General features: G+C 43.4%; 14 protein-coding genes. 9 read left to right on the forward strand and 5 right to left on the reverse strand.

Annotation, left to right across the window (positions count from 1 at the left end; all coding sequences use genetic code 11):
* Positions 1-240 precede the first annotated feature (240 nt).
* Positions 241-1,257 carry a nuclear transport factor 2 family protein gene (locus tag AB4583_RS13140; protein ID WP_017065254.1) on the reverse strand — a complete coding sequence of 339 codons (1,017 nt, stop codon included), beginning with the start codon at positions 1,255-1,257 and terminating at the stop codon, positions 241-243.
* Between the two features lie 125 nt (positions 1,258-1,382).
* Positions 1,383-2,687, reverse strand: coding sequence for an MFS transporter (locus AB4583_RS13145; RefSeq protein WP_017065255.1), 1,305 nt, complete (start codon positions 2,685-2,687; stop codon positions 1,383-1,385).
* A 348-nt stretch (positions 2,688-3,035) separates the two neighbouring features.
* Between AB4583_RS13145 and AB4583_RS13150 the strand changes: the two genes are divergently transcribed.
* Positions 3,036-4,577 (forward strand): sodium:solute symporter family transporter, encoded by a 1,542-nt coding sequence (locus tag AB4583_RS13150; protein WP_017065256.1) that lies wholly within the window; start codon positions 3,036-3,038, stop codon positions 4,575-4,577.
* A gap of 26 nt (positions 4,578-4,603) precedes the next feature.
* Positions 4,604-5,974 (forward strand): L-serine ammonia-lyase, encoded by a 1,371-nt coding sequence (locus AB4583_RS13155; protein ID WP_017065257.1) that lies wholly within the window; start codon positions 4,604-4,606, stop codon positions 5,972-5,974.
* A 99-nt stretch (positions 5,975-6,073) separates the two neighbouring features.
* Here the strand turns inward: AB4583_RS13155 and AB4583_RS13160 are convergent, their stop codons facing one another.
* Positions 6,074-6,559: an Lrp/AsnC family transcriptional regulator gene (locus AB4583_RS13160; RefSeq protein WP_017065258.1), complete on the reverse strand. Its 486-nt coding sequence runs from the start codon at positions 6,557-6,559 to the stop codon at positions 6,074-6,076.
* Between the two features lie 122 nt (positions 6,560-6,681).
* Here AB4583_RS13160 and AB4583_RS13165 point away from each other — a divergent pair, with 122 nt between their 5' ends.
* Positions 6,682-7,281, forward strand: a complete 600-nt coding sequence (locus AB4583_RS13165; protein ID WP_372117641.1) for a LysE family translocator — start codon at positions 6,682-6,684, stop codon at positions 7,279-7,281.
* Positions 7,282-7,418: 137 nt separating this feature from the next.
* Here AB4583_RS13165 and ahpF read toward each other — a convergent pair whose 3' ends face one another.
* Positions 7,419-9,011 (reverse strand): alkyl hydroperoxide reductase subunit F, encoded by a 1,593-nt coding sequence (gene ahpF / locus AB4583_RS13170; RefSeq protein ID WP_372083950.1) that lies wholly within the window; start codon positions 9,009-9,011, stop codon positions 7,419-7,421.
* A gap of 198 nt (positions 9,012-9,209) precedes the next feature.
* Positions 9,210-9,767 carry an alkyl hydroperoxide reductase subunit C gene (ahpC, locus tag AB4583_RS13175; protein WP_016798107.1) on the reverse strand — a complete coding sequence of 186 codons (558 nt, stop codon included), beginning with the start codon at positions 9,765-9,767 and terminating at the stop codon, positions 9,210-9,212.
* 485 nt (positions 9,768-10,252) lie between these two features.
* On the opposite strand from ahpC, the gene AB4583_RS13180 reads away from it, so the two are divergent.
* From AB4583_RS13180 to AB4583_RS13205, 6 genes are all read left to right on the forward strand, one after another.
* Positions 10,253-10,744: a VOC family protein gene (locus tag AB4583_RS13180; protein WP_008220945.1), complete on the forward strand. Its 492-nt coding sequence runs from the start codon at positions 10,253-10,255 to the stop codon at positions 10,742-10,744.
* Positions 10,745-11,051: 307 nt separating this feature from the next.
* A complete protein-coding gene (locus tag AB4583_RS13185) occupies positions 11,052-12,428 on the forward strand; it encodes a uracil-xanthine permease family protein (RefSeq protein ID WP_017069628.1) in 1,377 nt (458 codons plus the stop codon).
* Between the two features lie 246 nt (positions 12,429-12,674).
* The gene (locus AB4583_RS13190) at positions 12,675-13,166 is read left to right on the forward strand and encodes a VOC family protein (protein WP_017069627.1); all 492 of its coding nucleotides are present in this window, start codon (positions 12,675-12,677) and stop codon (positions 13,164-13,166) included.
* A 335-nt stretch (positions 13,167-13,501) separates the two neighbouring features.
* Complete coding sequence (locus AB4583_RS13195) at positions 13,502-13,927, forward strand: septal ring lytic transglycosylase RlpA family protein (RefSeq protein ID WP_017068116.1); 426 nt, start codon at positions 13,502-13,504, stop codon at positions 13,925-13,927.
* 442 nt (positions 13,928-14,369) lie between these two features.
* The gene (locus AB4583_RS13200; RefSeq protein WP_017062680.1) at positions 14,370-15,383 is read left to right on the forward strand and encodes a manganese-dependent inorganic pyrophosphatase; all 1,014 of its coding nucleotides are present in this window, start codon (positions 14,370-14,372) and stop codon (positions 15,381-15,383) included.
* A gap of 507 nt (positions 15,384-15,890) precedes the next feature.
* Positions 15,891-17,063, forward strand: a complete 1,173-nt coding sequence (locus tag AB4583_RS13205; protein WP_372117647.1) for a hypothetical protein — start codon at positions 15,891-15,893, stop codon at positions 17,061-17,063.
* Positions 17,064-17,575 lie beyond the last annotated feature (512 nt).

Below are 17,575 nucleotides of genomic sequence, written 5' to 3' on the forward strand. Positions count from 1 at the left end.
TCTTTATTCAGGCTGTAGAAAGCCACCGTGCTTTCAAGCCCGTTATATTGGTAATGGTTTGGCAGGGTGTACCCCATCCATGAGGCACTAGTAGATTCAGTTATTAGTGGAGCAATAATGAATTGGTTGGAGCACTTACTAGGAGCGAGAAGGGTCCCCCAGTAAGCGTGGCAACCTAAATCAGATGTCTATTTAGGTTGCCACTATTTCGTTTCAATCTTTTGGATTAAAGCGTATCGATTACAGCGTTGGGTTCATGATGCTTGAAGTGCGTTCGAACACATCTAGACCTTGCTGTTGTAGCCAGTAAGGAAGGTCGATAAGAACCCAGTTCTCAGACAGTTTGTCACCGTCACGGTAGTAAACGTCAACTACTTGCATGTTTGCACGTACTTCACCGCCAGTCATACCTAGGAAGCCACCTGTTGGTGTGTTTGATAGGTTTGGCCAACCGAAGAAACAAGAGAAGTTACCTTCAGCGAAACGACAAACGTGGCCGTTGAACTTCTTGTCTTTCAGGTTGTTACGGAAAGGAAGTTGGTGCTGTTGTTGGTAGCGAGGAATTGTGTAAGACGCGCCTATACCACATGGGCCGTACCAAATCATGTCTTTTGACCAGCTCTTCGCTAGTACTTCTGGTGGGCAACCCATCGCGCCGCTGTCGTTAAGAGCAGACAGGTCATCAACCATTTTGTTTACTAGAGCAAGTGTCGCAACACCTTCTTCTGGAGCCGCGTCTTCGAATAGCAGACCGTCGTGGTTACGTGGGCCAGGGTATACGAAGTGCTTACCCGTTGATGGTGGAAGTGGGTAGCAACCCGCTTGATCCATCATGCCTAGTAGGTCTAGAAACAGGCCTGTCTTAGTGATTTTGCCATCAACAACACAGTTAAATTCTGCGTAGCGAACGTTCATGATCTTGCCAGTTGGGCGCATACCTAGGTATTCAGCGTCGAATAGACCCATGAAGTGACCCATGCTCATTACCCAAATCTCATCTGGGTTAACTTCGTTGTTACCACCGATGAAGATGTCTTGACGACGCTGCATGCGAGTCATTGACTTCATCATTGGTGCCCAGAATACGTCAGCTGCTGCTTGTGCGCCTTCTTGCTCACGGAATGGGTAAACACCGCGCCACAAGTAATCTTCAGAAGTGTGTGCTTTTAAAACTTCAGCAACGTTCTCGTGAGTTGCGTTTTCCATTGCATCGAAGTATTCACGAACAATGCGTTTCGCTTCTTGATATTTAGACATAATAATTTCTCTTTGTGTTGTCGAGTCAACATTCGGAACAGGACTCGATTTGGATTTTGTTACCGGCTGATTTATCAGCCGGCTTTAAACTTTTCGTATTTGAACTTCAGCGTATGAGTGTCGAATTAAGCTTTTGCTGCTTCAGCTTTTTTGCTCTTATCGAAGACGCCACCTTTTAGAGTTTCAGGCAGTGTTAGCCATAGTAGGCCGGCGATAATCCATACGATTGGTGAGCCCCACATTGCTGTTTGTAGGTCGGTACGCTCTTGGATGAAGATAAGAACCATTGGTGCCCACATGCCGATAATACGACCGCCATGGAATAAAGCTGCACCATAGCTACGCAAGCGTGCTGGGAACAATTCAGAGAAGTAACCGCCCCATACTGCAGAAGCAGACAGGCCGAAGTTGTAGATAAGACCTAGAAGAGCCAGCATGTTTAGGCCGCCAATCATCATGTCGCCAGGTGCGACAAAGAAGATAGAAACCATGATACCTGCGAGGATGAAGCCGAACGCGTTGATCTTACGACCGTACTTATCTGCTGCCCATCCCCAGAACCAAGCACCGAAGAGTGAACCAAATGCTGAGATAGAGAAGATCAAACCGATGGTTGCACCATCAAACATACGAACATCTTTCAGGTAGGTAGTTACAAAGCCACCGAAGAATTGGAATCCGTAGAAGTTAAGACCAGAAAGAAGTAAACAAGTAATCGTAATTTTGCGGTAAGGCTTGCTTAACATCTCACCCCAAGAACCTTTTTTAGCTTCGGTTACTTCCCCAGCTGTATTGGTTGTTGTTTGTTGATCTTCTTCACCGTAGGCGATCACAGTTTTGTCGCTTGGTAATACAAAGATCATTAACGCTGCTGCTACAAGCGGTGGAATACCACCTACCCACATTAGGCTCTGCCAAGGTGCATCAACACTTGTAATGAAGGCTGCGTAAGCGCCCATTGCCACTAAAGCAACAGAGAACATTGAAGAAGCAAAAGCAGTCAACTTACCGCGAACCGTTGGTGTAAATAGGCCAATCATCAAAGATACAGCTACAGTGAAGTAACCACCTAAAGATAGTCCAATGATGAAACGCATTGCAGCCCAAGTGGCGTAGTCGGTAAACATCATGTTGATGATGGTTGCACCACCGTTTAATGCCGTAATTGCTATTAGTGTGGACTTCTTGCCGAACTTGGTTGCGAACCATGCACAGCTCAGAGCACCAATCAGAGCACCAACCGACTGCCAAGTGTAGAACTGAGCGGTATCAGAAAGGCTAATACCAGCATATTCTTCCACAATGTATGGGCGTACGTAGTCAATAATTACAAAGTTATAACAATAAAAAAAGTAACCTACTAGAATTGCTAGATATGCGGCTACCCTTTGAATCATAGGAACTTCGCTCATGTGTTTTTTAATGGTCATGACCGATAAACCTTTATTTTATATAGGGTGGTTTTGGTTTTAATTATTGTGTGTTGATTATTTAGCTTCATCACACCGTCTTCATTTCGGGAGAGATAATAGAATTTTTGTGGTTATTAGATCCGTGATCAAAGTCAATTTTAAAATGAGTGCGTACCCACTTTGTGCATTTTAGTGATCTTGATCTCATTTTACTGGGTTTTTGTGCTTTGTGGGGTGGTTTGAGTGTTTAATCGTCTATCTTAGTGATAATAGTCACACTTATTGTGGGTTTTTGAGGGAAAACATCCATTTTTGAGTACTATTGGCAGCGAATTAATTGCGACATACAATAAACGGAATCTAAAAATGGTTACGTACTCAAGTTTTGTGGTTATTGCTCTTTATGTGCTAACTACTTTGTTTATCAGCTACTTAGTTAATAGGCGCTATAGCGTCGGTGGCGACTTTTCGACTGGTGGAAAACAGTTTGGTTGGTTTACGGCAGGTGTGTCGATTCTTGCAACCTACATCAGCGCAATGACGTTCGTTGGCATGCCGGGCTGGGTTTATAGCTCAGGCATGGAAGCGATGAGCGTACATTTGAACTATCCAATAGTGATCTTTTTCACTGTGCTTTTCTTTGTTCCGGTGTTTTACAAGCTCGGCCTAACCTCGATTTACGAATACCTAGAGCACCGCTTTGGCGTTGTTGCTCGCACGATCAATTCCATCGTGTTCATTGTGGTTCAGTGTATTTCGGCAGGGGTTATTCTGTATGCGGTAGCCCTGATCTTAGTGCAAGTGCTGCCAGTGAGTATCTCTGAGGCGATCATCTACATCAGCGTATTTACTGCGTTGTATACCTATGCGGGTGGTATCTCGACTGTAATCTGGACTGACATGCTTCAGTCAGCAGTGTTGATTATCGGCAGCATTGCGATCTTTGTTTTATTGCTGATGAAAATCGATGCGGGCGAGATGTTGTCTCCTGAACATTTGAATATCATCAATCTCGATTTTGACTTAGGCGTCGATACCACATTGTGGGCCGGCGTAGTGGCTGTGAGCTTCTTGCACCTGAGTGTGTATGGCACTAACCAACTGATTATTCAAAGAACATTGGCGACTAAGTGTGTTAAAACAGCGCAAAAATCGATGTTGCTTTGTGGCTACGGCGCATTTTTTGTTTATCTGTTCTTTGCTGTGATGGGGGTGCTGTTAAGTGTCTTTTATCAAGACAGCAGTTTTGAAAACAGCAACGAAGTGATTCTCGATTTTGTGTTTAACCATACCAACCCAATCATTGTTGGTTTGGTGATCTCAGCACTTTCGGCAGCGGCAATGTCGACATTGGATTCCACTTATAACTCTATGGCGACGGTCGCAACGTTCGATTTTTATAAGCGCTTCTTCCGTAAGCAAGCCTCTGACGCGCACTATGAATCAGTGGCTAGAAAAATGAGCCTGGTTGCTGCAGCGTCGGTTGTTGTGCCTGCGTTACTGGCTGTTTCTAATGAATCAGTGCTTAAAACGATTGCGAGCTTAACCTCTATTTTTGTTGGTATTCGCCTTGGCTCTTTCATCTTGGGTTTGTTCTTCAAACAAGCAAACGAGAAAGGCGTAATTGCGGGCAGTATTGGCAGTGTGGCCGTCGTATTCATCGCCAAATACAGCGGAATAGCTTGGCCTTGGTTTGCCTTGATTGGCACTGTGGTTTTCTTAGTGTTAGGTGTTGTTGTGAGCCGCTTCTGGGGAGAGGTAACCGAGCAACAAAATGAATTTATAGAAAAGCAAAAGCATTTGTTTGCAAAGCCTACCGCGAGTCATTATGGCTTGTTGGTGTTCGCTGTTGTGACGATTGCTGCTTGTACTGTTATCCCTGATTGGCTTTATGCCGCTCTTTCTTAATTGACCGATTTTTTACTGGTATATCTATGTTATCGATCTTTGATATCTACAAAATTGGTGTTGGGCCATCGAGCTCTCACACCAACGGCCCAATGATTGCGGGTTTCCATTTCACACAATTAATCGCTGATAAAATCGCAGAAGTGACGCGTATTCAGGTGGATTTATACGGTTCTTTGTCATTGACTGGCATAGGTCACCACACCGACAGAGCTACAATATTGGGGCTACTCGGCAATAAACCAGACACCATCAAAATCACCAGCGCAAACCAAGCAATGCGTCATGCCGTAGACAGTGGTGAGATGGATTTAGCGGGCACCAAGCACATTGCCTTCAACTACGAAACCGACATGTTGTTCCACAAAGACAATCTGCCTCTGCATGAAAATGGCATGATGATTACTGCGTTTGACCAGAGTGGCAACGTGATTGTCGATGAAACTTATTATTCGATTGGCGGCGGTTTTATCGCAACTGCTGATGAACTGCAAAATGGTACTCAAACCCAAGCGGTAGAAGTTCCTTTCCCGTTCAAAAACGCCGATGAAATGCTTCAACAAGCTGACAATAGTGGGATGAGCCTCGGTGGTATGATTCTAAAAAATGAAGCGGAGTTCGAAGGCGCTGACATTATTTCAGAGAAAGCGGATCAAATCTGGCGAGTGATGAGTCGTTGTATGGAGCGTGGCTTTGAAACCGAAGGCATTCTTGATGGTGGTTTGAACGTAACTCGTCGTGCGCCTAACCTACTGAAAAAGTTAGAAGCGAATGCGGCGGTTGAAAACGACCCAATGGAAATCATGGATTGGATTAACTTGTTTGCGTTTGCGGTTAGCGAAGAAAATGCGGCTGGTGGCCAAGTGGTAACATCACCAACCAATGGTGCGGCGGGCGTTATTCCTGCTGTGTTGATGTACTACCATCGCTTCATTAAAGAGTTGGATACTAAGCAGTTAAAAGATTTCTTAGCGGTATCGGGCGCGATTGGTATTCTGTACAAAACTAACGCTTCGATCTCTGGTGCGGAAGTAGGATGCCAAGGTGAGGTAGGCGTATCATCCTCTATGGCGGCTGCGGGATTAACGGCACTACGCGGTGGCAGCAATGAGCAGATCTGTATTGCGGCGGAAATCGCGATGGAACACTCATTGGGTATGACTTGTGACCCAATTGGCGGCTTGGTTCAAGTGCCGTGTATCGAGCGAAATGCGATGGGTGCGATGAAGGCAATTAATGCATCTCGCATGGCATTGAAGCGAAACAGCAAGTCTTTGATCTCACTCGATAAGGTCATCGCAACCATGTACCAAACCGGTAAAGACATGAACAAGAAATATCGTGAAACATCACTCGGTGGTTTAGCCTTGATCCATCTAGCTCATCCTTGTGAATAGCTAAGCCAGTTAACCCAGTAAATAATAACGTTAAGCCCAGAGCCTTAGACTTTAGAAATCTATCGCGGCTGGGCTTTTTGTTTTATGTGTTTTAGGGAGCTAATCTGAAAGCGGTAATCGATAGCTGTTTTTCAACTCTTTTACTGAGATGTTCGACTGAATCGCGCTCACGCCTTTGACTCTTCTGATCGAGCTAATACGCTCAAAGTACTCTTCTAAATCTTTCGCCAACACTTGCACCATGTAATCGGCGCCGCCTGCAATGCAGTGACACATTGGAATCCAATCGGTTACCGCGACAAACTCTTCGAACGGTTCTGTGTTTTCAACTTCATGATTGCCTAGTGTTACAAGGGTAAAACCAGCCACATGAAAGCCTAATTTCTTACGATTCAGCTTAGCGGCGTAACCATCGATATAGCCAGTTTCTTCCATGCGTTTCCAACGACGCCAGCATGGGGTTTCGCTGAGGTTGACCTTCTCTGCGAGCTTGCTGTTGCTCATGCGTCCGTCTTGTTGGATATGTTCTAAGATGGCGATATCTGTGTCATCTAACACTTCTTTGGTGGATTCTTTCTGTTTCATGGATATTTTAGAAAAGTCTTGCTCAGATTTGGATTAATATTAGCCTATATAGCAATTTAATTCCTAGTCGAATCTGTAAACTCTCTCCCTATAAATACTTTACTTATTAGGAGTGAGAGGAAATGAGCTCTCAATTAATGCTGGCGTTCTTGCTATTTTCAACATCAATTGCAATTACCCCTGGGGCAGGCAATATCGCATTACTTGGGATTTCAAGTCATTATGGATTTGCTGCGACTTTACCTTTTATCTCTGGGAACGCTGTTGGCATCATCATCGTACTGGCGGGTTCTAGTGTCGGTTTGGTGAGCCTATTTACCCTTTACCCAGAGCTATACAGCATTTTGAAATACGCGGGTGCGGCTTATTTGCTGTTCATGGCGTGGTCGATTGCGAATATGCAAATCGAAGAAAGCACCACCGACAATCGTTCAGGCTTTGTGTCGGGTGTGTTGGTGCAGGTGTTAAATCCTAAAGGTTGGATAGCGTCATTAACCGTGTTTTCGCAGTTCATCACTCCGAATGCAGATTACTTGATTCAAGTCGTGACCATTATCGCGGGTATGGTGATTACCGGTGTACCGTGCATGTTGGTGTGGGCGTATTGCGGCACCATGCTTAAAAAGCTACTGCAATCACCAAAACAGATGATGTTTGTGAACCGTTGCTTGGGCGGAAGCTTAGCGATGGTGGTTGCCTTTATGCTTTATCAACCGGCGTAAATCACAAAGAAAAAAACCACTCCTAAATCCATAGGAGTGGCGTCTAAATGTCGACTAAGTCGTTAACAGTAAAGAATTAAGTTAACAAAATATTTAAGGAACTTGAGTTAAAAGCTTTAAGCTTTTCAGTGTAAAGGTTAAGCGGTTTCAGCCTCTTTAACTGGAGCTGAGTTACGGATTAGGTGGTCAAATGCACCTAAGCTTGCTTTCGCACCTTCACCCATCGCAATGATGATCTGTTTGTAAGGTACGGTTGTTACGTCACCCGCTGCGAACACACCTTTCATTGATGTTGCGCCATGAGCGTTAATTTCAATTTCACCGCGTGGTGAGAGCTCAACTTTCGAACCCTTCAACCATTCGCTGTTTGGCATTAGGCCGATTTGAACAAAGATACCTGCGAGTTCAATCTGTTTAAGTTCATCGGTGTTGCGGTCTTTGTATTCCAGACCAGTTACGCGAGTTCCATCACCCAATACCTGTGTGGTTTGAGCCATCTTGATGATTTCGATGTTTGGCGTTGCGTTCGCTTTGTCGATAAGTACTTGGTCAGCGCGCAGTGTGTCCGCAAACTCAAGCACAGTTACGTGTTCAACGATACCCGCTAAATCAATTGCCGCTTCGATGCCTGAGTTACCACCACCAATAACCGCTGTTTTCTTACCTTTGAATAAAGGACCGTCACAGTGTGGGCAGTAAGCGACGCCTTTATTGCGGTACTCTTGCTCACCCGGAACGTTCATTTCACGCCAGCGAGCACCGGTACTTGTGATAACCGTGCGAGCTCGTAGTGTTGCGCCGCTCTCTAGCTCAACGTGGATGTAACCGTCTTCAGTGTCTTCTGCCGCAATGATGTTTGCAGCGCGCTGCTCAGTCATTACTTCAACACCGTACTCTTTTACGTGCTCTTCAAGGCTTGCCACTAATTTAGGGCCGGTGGTTGCTTTCACTGAGATAAAGTTCTCAATCGCCATGGTGTCCATCACTTGACCGCCGAATCGGTCAGCAACCACACCAGTACGAATGCCTTTACGTGCAGCATAAATTGCCGCTGAAGAACCTGCAGGGCCGCCGCCGACAACCAATACATCAAACGGTGCTTGTTGGTTTAGGTTTGCTGCTTTCTTTTCCGCTGCGCCTGAATCAACCTTGTTAAGGATTTCAGCCAGTGACATACGGCCTTGACCAAATAGCTCACCATTAACGAATACACTTGGTACTGCCATGATGTCGCGAGACTTCACTTCATCTTGGAATGCTGCGCCGTCGATCATCGTTGTCTTAACCAGAGGATTAATCGCCGACATCATATTGAAGGCTTGAACCACTTCTGGACAGTTTTGGCATGAGAGCGAGATAAAAATCTCTACATTAAGCTCTTGATCGAGTTCTTTAATTTGCTCGATTACGTCCGCTTCAAGCTTGATAGGGTGACCACCACTATGAAGCAGTGCTAGAACCAGTGACGTAAATTCGTGACCCATTGGCAAACCGGCAAAACCGATCGCGGTGCCTTTCTCTTGGTTCACGACCTGCATGATAGGGCTGCGAGTGCTTGCGCTGTCATCGCGAGTCACTTCAATTTTATCGGTTAAAGACGAGATGTCATTCGCCAGATCTTGAAGTTTGTTCGCGGTGTCGCTGCCATCCAGGCTAAGCACTAACTGAACATTGGTTTTTAGGTTTTCTAGGTATGCTTTTAGCTGCTGCTTCATTGCTTGATCTAACATAATCGTGCCTGCTCTTAAATTCTGTGTCTTGGTATTGACCAATACCTTCTTGCTGAAAAAGGAAAATAAAAAGGGGGCGCAAGTCGGCAAATATTGTGGTGTTGATGTTTTGAAAGGGTGGCGCGCGACTGCCCTTTAGGAGGGGGGCCGAAGCGCGCCTGTAGAACCGTTTAGCTATTCTTGTTAGCTAGGCTTAGATTAAATCTTGCCTACTAGGTCTAGAGATGGCGCTAGAGTCTCTTCGCCTTCTTTCCATTTAGCTGGGCAAACTTCACCTGGGTTAGCGGCTACGTATTGTGCTGCTTTAACCTTGCGTAGTAGGTCTTCTGCGTCACGGCCGATGCCTTCAGCTGTGATTTCCATTGCTTGGATAACGCCTTCAGGGTCGATTAGGAACGTTGCACGGTCTGCAAGGCCTTGACCTTCACGCATAACGTTGAAGTTATTTGTGATGTTGCCAGTTTGGTCGCCTACCATGAAGTATTCGATAGTGCCGATTTTGTCAGAAGTATCGTGCCATGCTTTGTGAGAGAAGTGAGTGTCAGTTGATACTGAGTAAACTTCTACGCCGCGAGATTGAAGCTCTGCGTATTTGTCTTGTAGGTCAACTAGCTCAGTTGGACATACAAACGTAAAGTCTGCTGGGTAGAAGAAGAATACAGCCCACTTGCCTTTAACGTCTTGCTCAGTGATTTCTACGAATTCGCCGTTTTTGAATGCTGTTGCGTTGAATGGTTTGATTTCTGTGTTGATCATGATTTGACTCTCTTTCTAATTTATAGTGTTTAACGCTATCCCGCGTCGATGTAGATATATTGCATTGCCACCGAAAATTAGTGAAATCGGACATTTCTATAGATTCAATAGGCGAATCCTATCTTCGAAAGGAGAAAGCTATCGACAAAAGCTATCAAAGGTCGGCAATACCTAATTTCAGTAGCTATGCTCTTTAGGTTGTTCTCTATATTAGGTTTGTCTCTATTACCGTAGAGCGCCTATTTACAGTTTGAGCATCTATGTATAGCGAGAACATTTATGTATAGCGTGAACATTGATGTAGACAGTGTTTCTTTAAGTGAGCTGAGATCTCCTACTAATTTGCAGATAACGAAAAATTATCATTAATATAATTTATGATAATTTAAGTTAATCATAGTTTCTCCCTATACTCTCTTCATCGAAACGAAATACCGAAGTTAGACTTCGAAAAGCACAGAATAAAAAACGAATTGGAGAAAGTTATGAAAATGAATCACGTAGGCATCATGGTAGGCGACATGGACCAAGCAGTAGAGTTTTACACGAAAGCGCTAGGTCTAAGAATCGTAATGAACAACACTAAAGTGATGGAAGAGCGTGAATCAGCAATCGGCCGTATGTGTATTGCTGTATTTGGTGAAGGCTTCAAAGGTTTCAACATCGCACACCTAGTAACATCTGATGGTATCGGTGTTGAACTGTTCGAAATGGTTGACCGTGAAGAGCGTCATAATGTTGATTTCTCTCGCTTAGGCATTTTCCACTTCTGTCTACAGCTTCCAAAAGAGCAGTTTCATTCAGCTATTAAGCGCGTTGAAGAGTTTGGCGGTAAGGTACGTATGGACATTCACCGTTACCACCCAGAAGACGAACTAAAACAAGCACAAATGGTTTATCTAGAAGACCCGTTTGGCAACCTATTCGAGTTCTACTCTCACTCATACGAAGATACGTACGCGACTGATTACGAGTAATAGACGCCATCTACCTGTCGTAAGGTAGAAAAACCGAAACACCCCCTAAAGAGGATTGGTAGAGATACCAATCCTTTTTTTGTGTCTGCGGTATTTGGTTAGAGGTAACGAGTAAACTAGAGCAAACGAGTGCTTTGTGTGTTCTTCGTTGCACTAAAACAAGCCGACTGTGTTGCTCTATAGTGCAGCATTGGCTAGAGATGAAACTTAACTGATTGATAAGTATGATGTTAAACCATTGGCATATATGTTGCACTATTGTCTTTATGTAAATTGTATACAATAAAAAATACATAAAGGAAGTCACATGGAACAGAACAGTGAATTGATCTACGGATTAGACGATCGACCATCAGTCAGAGCTGCCAGTTACGCAGCGTTGCAGCATGTATTAGCCAGTTTCGTTGGTATTATCACGCCCACACTCATTATTGGCGGTGTGCTTGGGTTGGGTGAGCACATTCCTTATCTGATCAGCATGGCACTCATGGTGTCTGGGGTCGGTACCTTCATTCAAGCGAGAAAAATAGGGCCAGTTGGCGCAGGGATGATCTGTGTCCAAGGAACCAGCTTTGCGTTCTTGGGATCTGTATTAGGTGCAGGTTTTCTGGTTAAAGCGAATGGAGGTGGGCCAGATGAAATGCTCGCTACCATTTTCGGTGTCTGCTTCTTTGGTGCATTTGTTGAAATCGTACTATCGCGCTTTATCGAAAAGCTCAAAGTCGTTATCACGCCCGTTGTGACTGGAATCGTTATCACGACGATAGGTATCTCTTTGATTAAAGTCGGTGTTACTGATATTGCGGGTGGCGTTGGCGCCGAAGATTTTGGCTCTGGAAGCAATCTGATGTTGGGTGCCATCGTCCTCGGAACCATAGTCGTGCTTAACCTGAGTAACAATAATATGGTTAGGCTGTCGTCGATTTTAGTTGGGTTGGTAGTTGGCTGGGGCGTTGCCATTTTGATGGGTAAAGCGTCTATGGTTTCTTTTGCTTCTCAACCGCTATTGAGTATTCCTATCCCATTTAAATATGGCTTCGCTTTTGATTGGCAAGCCTTCCTGCCTATCGCTTTTATTTACTTGATTACCGTTATTGAAACCACGGGTGACCTTACCGCCAACAGTATGTTCTCAGGGCAGCCAGTTAAGGGGCCAAAATACATCAATCGACTCAAGGCTGGCGTGCTAGGTGACGGTGTGAACTCGCTCATCGCAGCGGTATTCAATACTTTTCCGAACACGACTTTCAGCCAGAACAACGGTGTGATCCATTTTACGGGGATCGCGAGTCGCTACATCGGCTACTTCATTGCCGCGATTCTTTTTCTGTTAGGGTTATTTCCCATCTTAGGTGCGGTTTTAATGACGATTCCAAAGCCAGTATTGGGCGGGGGGACATTAGTGATGTTCGGTACGGTTGCTGCGGCGGGCATCAAAATCATCGCCAATGAAAAACTGGATCGCCGCAGAATTATGACGATTGCCATCTCACTAGGCTTAGGGCTTGGGGTGATGCTAGTGCCGGATTTATTGAAAGAAGCACCCAAGCTAGTGCAAAGCATATTTGGGTCACCTGTAACCATGTCTGGTATTGCCGCGCTTGTGACTACCGGGTTGATGTCTTTGGTGCCTGAAACAAAAGCCAAGCAGATTTCGAACGTCGTACAGACCAGTAAAGCGTAACGGGCTTCTTCGTGCTGAACTAAGGATGTTTAACTAGAGCCACATGACATATGTGGCTCTCAACTTTAACTTATTGTGTGACGTGTTGGCATCTCACTTAACTTGGTAAATAACATAAAATTATCATTAATATAAATTATGATAATTTCAGTTAATCGTCGTATCTCCATATACTCTCTCCATCGAAACGAAACACCGAAGCGAGTCTTCGAAAAATACAGAATTAAAGAGAATTTGGAGAAAGTTATGAAAATGAATCACGTAGGCATCATGGTTGGCGACATGGACAAAGCAGTCGAGTTTTACACAAAAGCGCTAGGTCTAAGAATCGTAATGAACAACACTAAAGTGATGGAAGAGCGCGAATCAGCAATCGGCCGCATGTGTATTGCAGTATTTGGTGAAGGCTTTAAAGGTTTCAACATTGCTCACCTAGTAACATCTGATGGTATCGGTGTTGAGATGTTCGAAATGGTTGACCGTGAAGAGCGTCACAACGTTGATTTCTCTCGCTTAGGTATCTTCCACTTCTGTCTGCAACTTCCAAAAGAGCAGTTTCATTCAGCGATTAAGCGTGTTGAAGAGTTTGGCGGTAAGGTTCGTATGGACATCATGCCTTACCACCCAGAAGACGAACTAAAACAAGCACAAATGGTTTACCTAGAAGACCCGTTTGGCAACCTGTTCGAGTTCTACTCGCACACATACGAAGACACGTACGCGACTGACTACGAGTAATCGCGTTACTACCTTCCATAAGGTAGATAAACCGAAACACCCCCTAAAGAGGATTGGTAGAGATACCAATCCTTTTTTTGTTTGTGTGCTTTTTAAGTGCTCCATCATGTGGTGGCGGTTAATAAATCAACAACTTTAAGGCATTGTTAAAGTTGACGTTTTGAAGATAAAACCTTTCATGAATATGACTGAAGCGAGCGTGCTTCATGAAAACATTGCGGAATCACACTAGTGATAGCCTTCGCTGAGAACTCATAATACTCAGTTCAATACTGCTGAACCGCACTACAATGAAAATAGATAAACATTACATGAAGAAGATCTACTGAAATAGCATGAAAAAACTAAACCTTATCTTTGCCGCTTTTCTTATTACTTTGCTTGCCGGATGCTCGTCACATGCGGCCGTCGATACTTCAAAAACAAAGGGCTATGCCAATTCACATGCGCTTGTGGGAGTGGCTTCTTGGTATGGCGATAAATTCCATGGAAAACTGACGGCAAGTGGTGAAACGTATAATAAAAACGCCTATACAGCCGCTCACAAAACCTTGCCATTTGGGACTATCGTGAGAGTGACCAATACAGCCAATAACAAGTCAGTCGATGTCAAAATTAACGATAGAGGCCCTTACGTAAAAGGCCGAGTGATTGACCTTTCCCACAAAGCATTTTCTCAAATTGGTGACGTTAAGAAAGGCGTAGTAAAAGTCAAAATTGAGATTATTGATGACAGCAACACCTTTCGATACAAACACTAGAATCCCCTCCTAACCTCCCCTTGGTGTACATCTCCGCTCCCTTACCAGCAACGGGAAGGGGAGGAAAAAAACCTCGATCTCGATGATTGAATAGCATATTTATGCTTACTCGATAAGGCTGCTTTTGCAGCCTTTTTTGTGCCTTTCGATAATCCATTTTTAATAAGATTATCTTATTTTCAGTATGTGGGTTGATGATGTTATGTGGTCAATAAATCAGTGTCTTAGCTTTCTTATCATTAGGGTTCATTGAAATTCATTGTGAAATAATGAAAAGCTAACCTAATCCAAGTTGAGCTTTGGTGTGATTAACAGTGAAAGCCTAAGGGCAATTACATTTAGTTACTTACTGAAGTAAAACTGAAATATTAGTTACACGGTTCTGAAATTTTTGGTGTTTAGCTTATGGGCTTCTATATCGCATTTAAATAAGGAAATACCCGTGAAGCTAACCCCTGTCGTTGCAGCCGTAATTATGTCTTTCAGTTCAGCAAGTTTTGCTTTTAGCTTGCAACAATCTGCCAATGAAAACAGTGAAGATCTCGTATGGACAGGGCACCTAAGCCCAGACAGCGACACGGTAATGTCTGCGATGCTCGCGGCTCATATTTATGGTGGTACGGCGACAGTGCCTGAGCCGATTAATCCTGAATCGACGTTTATCTTGAACTACTGTAATGCAGAATCTCCACGTGTAGAGACAGATTACTCTTCATATCGAGTGGGGCTGGTTGACTTCAACCAAGTGACTCAATTAGCACCAACTATTGATCAAGCATCCATTGTGGCAGTGGTCGATCATCATGCGATTGGTGGCTCTCCAATTAACACCCCGCAGATTGTCGAGATGGATATCCGAGGTTGGGGTTCAGCTGCAACTATACTGGCTGACAATGCTGAAAAGCTCGATGTGACATTACCTAAACACCTCGCTTGTGTTGGCTTGGGTGCGATTCTTTCTGACACAGTGGTATTCCAATCAACAACTACAACAGATCATGATCGTGAATACGCAGAGAAGCTGGCGAAGGTTGCAGGCATTTCAGATATCGAAGACTTCGGTCAACAGATGTTGGTTGCTAAGTCAGATCTTAGCCACCTTTCATCTGAAACCATTCTGACGCTGGATTACAAAAACTTTAAGTACGGTGGCAAACAGGTGGGTATCGGTGTTGCTGAAACACTAATGGCTCAACAACTGATTGACCGTAAAGACGATCTTCTAGCAGCAATGAAGACTTACAAAAAAGAGAACGGGCTAGACCATCTGTTCTTTTCAATCACAGATACCAAGAACAAAGAAGCGAACTTATTGTGGGTGGATGAAAGCGACTATCAAGTCATCAAATCGGCTTTCAACGCTGAACCAACAAGTGACATGCTGACTTTGGAAGGTGTCACTTCACGTAAGCGCCAGATTGGCCCTGCGGTTCAAAAGGCAATTGAGAGCTTGTAAGTAGAAAGAGAGTTTGGAGGGGATTGGTAGAAATACCAATCCCTTTTTTAATTATTGGGCGTCTAAATGGGATTTGGACAGAAATGTGCCAGCGATTTTCCTAAATTAATAATTCATGGATAAATTAAAGGACGGTAAATCGTTAACTTTATATCCGCTATCGGTAGTACTGCTCATACAACCTACCGTTAGAGGTGGCGCCCTTCAATAAATACTCGTTCCAGGTAAAAAGTTCACAGTGCCTTGGCATCCAATTCTCGCTGTTAACTGCTAGTAGACTTATAACCACTTATAAATTAACGATTTAATGGGTTCTGTTTATTATCGAATTGTGACTAATTCTGTAGACATAAAAACCAGGTTACATAATAATCTCAATCAAATTTCTAAATGGATCAACCAATACCTGCGCTCTCAACACTAGATGTTAATTGGATATTCATTTCACAACGGTTGGAAAGACCATTGTGCAAGTTATGGGTAATTAATCAAATCGGAAACATCATCATGTCACTCTCCATCATAAAAAAACAAATAGCAATTACGTTGCTATTGGCGTTATCAGGATGCTCATCATCCGTCACATCTTCTAGTTCAACTGCTCCATCTGAACCTGTAGTGATCGACCGCAGCTTCAAGCCTGTAATTGGAGATAGTTACGACAATTACCTTGTGAATAGCGCTCTTTCCCTTGCTGCCTTTAATGTTGCTCAACAATACCCAAGCATCAATACTGCTCGAAATTATTACTATGATCTTTACAGTGATGATGGCTGGAAAATTAAGTTAAGAGTGCTCCGAGACGATACTGACGGAATTTATGCGTTTCAATATAACTTCACTGATGAGGATAAAGTTGTAAATCTTGGTAACTTACCAAGGCAACTGCAACTTGAATACAAAAAGGCGTTAGAAATATACACGCCTGAAATGCAAGAACTACATCAACTCGCAACAAAATACAGACAAATTTATCGCCTTGTGAGCGATGCCAACCCTGACTTAGAACTAGAATCGGAGGTTGATTTCTACAGCTTAAGCAGGAAAATCTATCCATTCATATCATTTAATGCAAAGGACAATCTTAGCACTCAAGTATCGGATCTTTCTGAAAGTATAAAGAGTGGTGCTAAAGCTGATTTCATTGACGCTCTTAAGTCTGACCGTTTTGTCTTTTGCTCAGGTAACCCTGATAACTTAAAACTGTGCACCAACAAAAAACCAGTTGAGCTTTACGGACTAAAGATGGGAATAAGCAGTAGCTGTGAGCTAACAAACTCGAGAGATTATTTATCATCTAGTTCTCCTTTTTACAGCTTTAATAACAATGGCAAAAATCCGATTTTTATCAAAGAGCAGAGGTACATAAAGGGTAATAACCTCTCCCTTCCAAAAATCGATAAAGTTAGATTTGCTTTCCTAGAATATGGGGAAGGCAAGTGTGAAGATAGATTGGTTTTAATCGAGACCTCGTTTAAAACCCAAAGTGAGTCCGTCTTCCAAGATGTTCGAAATTTTGTTGCAAGAAAAAACTACAAAGAGACAGGAATGGACATTCCGTATAACAAATACCGAACAAGGAGTGTTGATTTCAGATCTCAACAAACTGACATTTCCGTTAACCTTTCATACGAAGATAAGTATATGACGCTTCGTTACAAGCATGACTCATATAATTAACGGTCTTAAGTACTCGATGACCAATCCTAGTCATCGACTACTCATAAAAACGTGCTAACGGGTTGCCTAATTTTGACAGCGCTCATGATCTTAAATATGAGCGCAACAAGTCAGATTTAGTAGGTAATTAATTGTAAGTAAATGAATTATGAACTGATCGGTTAGATCAATACTAGCAAAAGCACACGAAATAGTTTGTTCTTACATTGAGAACGTAATCAAGTAAAACTCATAGTAGGTAAAAGCGTGTTTGCTATCGTCGGTTCATATAACCTCTGCGGAATGAAATAGCAGAGGAAAAGTGATAACTTTTATTGAAAATGATCAGACTTTATTGGAATCCAACAAACTATATTGTCCTCCGACAACTCGAACGACATTCAAGCTTAATATTAGGTTTTGTAGGGAAAACGCACGCTCTCAGAATTGTGTAGTGTATTTGATCTAACAGGTTTTGGGGCAAAGGCTAGTTACAACAGTAGCTGAAACGTGTGTGATCACCAAGCGATTCT

Origin of the sequence: Vibrio sp. 10N.222.49.C12 (genome assembly GCF_041475025.1) — a bacterium.
GTDB lineage: Bacteria > Pseudomonadota > Gammaproteobacteria > Enterobacterales > Vibrionaceae > Vibrio > Vibrio crassostreae_C.

Coding starts and splice junctions, on each gene's coding strand:
- ahpC (WP_016798107.1), bottom strand. CDS start 9,767: ATGATCAACACAGAAATCAAACCATTCAACGCAACAGCATTCAAAAAC.
- AB4583_RS13205 (WP_372117647.1), top strand. CDS start 15,891: ATGTCACTCTCCATCATAAAAAAACAAATAGCAATTACGTTGCTATTG.
- AB4583_RS13155 (WP_017065257.1), top strand. CDS start 4,604: ATGTTATCGATCTTTGATATCTACAAAATTGGTGTTGGGCCATCGAGC.
- ahpF (WP_372083950.1), bottom strand. CDS start 9,011: ATGTTAGATCAAGCAATGAAGCAGCAGCTAAAAGCATACCTAGAAAAC.
- AB4583_RS13190 (WP_017069627.1), top strand. CDS start 12,675: ATGAAAATGAATCACGTAGGCATCATGGTTGGCGACATGGACAAAGCA.
- AB4583_RS13160 (WP_017065258.1), bottom strand. CDS start 6,559: ATGAAACAGAAAGAATCCACCAAAGAAGTGTTAGATGACACAGATATC.
- AB4583_RS13145 (WP_017065255.1), bottom strand. CDS start 2,687: ATGACCATTAAAAAACACATGAGCGAAGTTCCTATGATTCAAAGGGTA.
- AB4583_RS13195 (WP_017068116.1), top strand. CDS start 13,502: ATGAAAAAACTAAACCTTATCTTTGCCGCTTTTCTTATTACTTTGCTT.
- AB4583_RS13165 (WP_372117641.1), top strand. CDS start 6,682: ATGAGCTCTCAATTAATGCTGGCGTTCTTGCTATTTTCAACATCAATT.
- AB4583_RS13140 (WP_017065254.1), bottom strand. CDS start 1,257: ATGTCTAAATATCAAGAAGCGAAACGCATTGTTCGTGAATACTTCGAT.
- AB4583_RS13180 (WP_008220945.1), top strand. CDS start 10,253: ATGAAAATGAATCACGTAGGCATCATGGTAGGCGACATGGACCAAGCA.
- AB4583_RS13185 (WP_017069628.1), top strand. CDS start 11,052: ATGGAACAGAACAGTGAATTGATCTACGGATTAGACGATCGACCATCA.
- AB4583_RS13150 (WP_017065256.1), top strand. CDS start 3,036: ATGGTTACGTACTCAAGTTTTGTGGTTATTGCTCTTTATGTGCTAACT.